Origin of the sequence: Streptomyces telluris (assembly GCF_024519335.1) — a bacterium.
GTDB lineage: Bacteria > Actinomycetota > Actinomycetes > Streptomycetales > Streptomycetaceae > Streptomyces > Streptomyces telluris.
In genome coordinates this window covers 1-2,500 of sequence record NZ_JANIID010000074.1, presented here as the reverse complement: position 1 = coordinate 2,500, position 2,500 = coordinate 1, and the positions used below count along the sequence as shown (strand labels likewise).

The 2,500-nt window shown below is 57.2% G+C and carries 1 rRNA gene (cut by a window edge); it reads left to right on the top strand.

Annotation, left to right across the window (positions count from 1 at the left end):
- Nucleotides 1-2,479 (top strand): 23S ribosomal RNA (locus NQU55_RS36040) (it extends 645 nt beyond the left edge of the window).
- The last annotated feature ends 21 nt before the right edge of the window (nt 2,480-2,500 follow it).

The following is a 2,500-nucleotide window of genomic DNA, read 5'->3' as shown; positions in this document are numbered from 1 at the left end:
CGGTGCGTCGTGACTGCGTGCCTTTTGAAGAATGAGCCTGCGAGTTTGCGGTGTGTTGCGAGGTTAACCCGTGTGGGGAAGCCGTAGCGAAAGCGAGTCCGAATAGGGCGATTGAGTAGCGCGCCCAAGACCCGAAGCGGAGTGATCTAGCCATGGGCAGGTTGAAGCGGAGGTAAGACTTCGTGGAGGACCGAACCCACCAGGGTTGAAAACCTGGGGGATGACCTGTGGTTAGGGGTGAAAGGCCAATCAAACTCCGTGATAGCTGGTTCTCCCCGAAATGCATTTAGGTGCAGCGTCGTGTGTTTCTTGCCGGAGGTAGAGCACTGGATAGGCGATGGGCCCTACCGGGTTACTGACCTTAGCCAAACTCCGAATGCCGGTAAGTGAGAGCGCGGCAGTGAGACTGTGGGGGATAAGCTCCATGGTCGAGAGGGAAACAGCCCAGAGCATCGACTAAGGCCCCTAAGCGTACGCTAAGTGGGAAAGGATGTGGAGTCGCAGAGACAACCAGGAGGTTGGCTTAGAAGCAGCCACCCTTGAAAGAGTGCGTAATAGCTCACTGGTCAAGTGATTCCGCGCCGACAATGTAGCGGGGCTCAAGCGTACCGCCGAAGTCGTGTCATTCCAGCATGAGGGCCAACGCCCGCTGGGATGGGTAGGGGAGCGTCGTGTGCCGGGTGAAGCAGCCGCGGAAGCGAGTTGTGGACGGTTCACGAGTGAGAATGCAGGCATGAGTAGCGATACACACGTGGGAAACGTGTGCGCCGATTGACTAAGGGTTCCTGGGTCAAGCTGATCTGCCCAGGGTAAGTCGGGACCTAAGGCGAGGCCGACAGGCGTAGTCGATGGACAACCGGTTGATATTCCGGTACCCGCTTTGAAACGCCCAATATCGAATCAGGCGATGCTAAGTCCGTGAAGCCGCCCTGAGCTCTTCGGAGCGTAGGGGAGTGGTGGAGCCGACGACCCAGACTTGTAGTAGGTAAGCGATGGGGTGACGCAGGAAGGTAGTCCAGCCCGGGCGGTGGTTGTCCCGGGGTAAGGGTGTAGGCCGTGTGGTAGGCAAATCCGTCACACGTTAAGGCTGAGACCTGATGCCGAGCCGATTGTGGTGAAGTGGATGATCCTATGCTGTCGAGAAAAGCCTCTAGCGAGTTTCATGGCGGCCCGTACCCTAAACCGACTCAGGTGGTCAGGTAGAGAATACCGAGGCGTTCGGGTGAACTATGGTTAAGGAACTCGGCAAAATGCCCCCGTAACTTCGGGAGAAGGGGGGCCATTTCCGGTGATGGAATTTACTTCCTGAGCTGGGGGTGGCCGCAGAGACCAGCGAGAAGCGACTGTTTACTAAAAACACAGGTCCGTGCGAAGCCGTAAGGCGATGTATACGGACTGACGCCTGCCCGGTGCTGGAACGTTAAGGGGACCGGTTAGCTCCACTTCGGTGGGGCGAAGCTGAGAACTTAAGCGCCAGTAAACGGCGGTGGTAACTATAACCATCCTAAGGTAGCGAAATTCCTTGTCGGGTAAGTTCCGACCTGCACGAATGGCGTAACGACTTCTCGACTGTCTCAACCATAGGCCCGGTGAAATTGCACTACGAGTAAAGATGCTCGTTTCGCGCAGCAGGACGGAAAGACCCCGGGACCTTTACTATAGCTTGATATTGGTGTTCGGTTCGGCTTGTGTAGGATAGGTGGGAGACTGTGAAGCCGTGGCGCCAGCCATGGTGGAGTCGTCGTTGAAATACCACTCTGGTCGTGCTGGATGTCTAACCTGGGTCCGTGATCCGGATCAGGGACAGTGTCTGGTGGGTAGTTTAACTGGGGCGGTTGCCTCCTAAAGGGTAACGGAGGCGCCCAAAGGTTCCCTCAGCCTGGTTGGCAATCAGGTGTTGAGTGTAAGTGCACAAGGGAGCTTGACTGTGAGACCGACGGGTCGAGCAGGGACGAAAGTCGGGACTAGTGATCCGGCGGTGGCTTGTGGAAGCGCCGTCGCTCAACGGATAAAAGGTACCCCGGGGATAACAGGCTGATCTTCCCCAAGAGTCCATATCGACGGGATGGTTTGGCACCTCGATGTCGGCTCGTCGCATCCTGGGGCTGGAGTCGGTCCCAAGGGTTGGGCTGTTCGCCCATTAAAGCGGTACGCGAGCTGGGTTTAGAACGTCGTGAGACAGTTCGGTCCCTATCCGCTGTGCGCGTAGGAGTCTTGAGAAGGGCTGTCCCTAGTACGAGAGGACCGGGACGGACGAACCTCTGGTGTGCCAGTTGTCCTGCCAAGGGCATGGCTGGTTGGCTACGTTCGGGAGGGATAACCGCTGAAAGCATCTAAGCGGGAAGCCTGCTTCGAGATGAGGACTCCCACCCACTTGATGGGGTAAGGCTCCCAGTAGACGACTGGGTTGATAGGCCAGGTGTGGAAGACCGGTAACGGTTGGAGCTGACTGGTACTAATAGGCCGAGGGCTTGTCCTCAGTTGCTCGCGTCCACTGTGT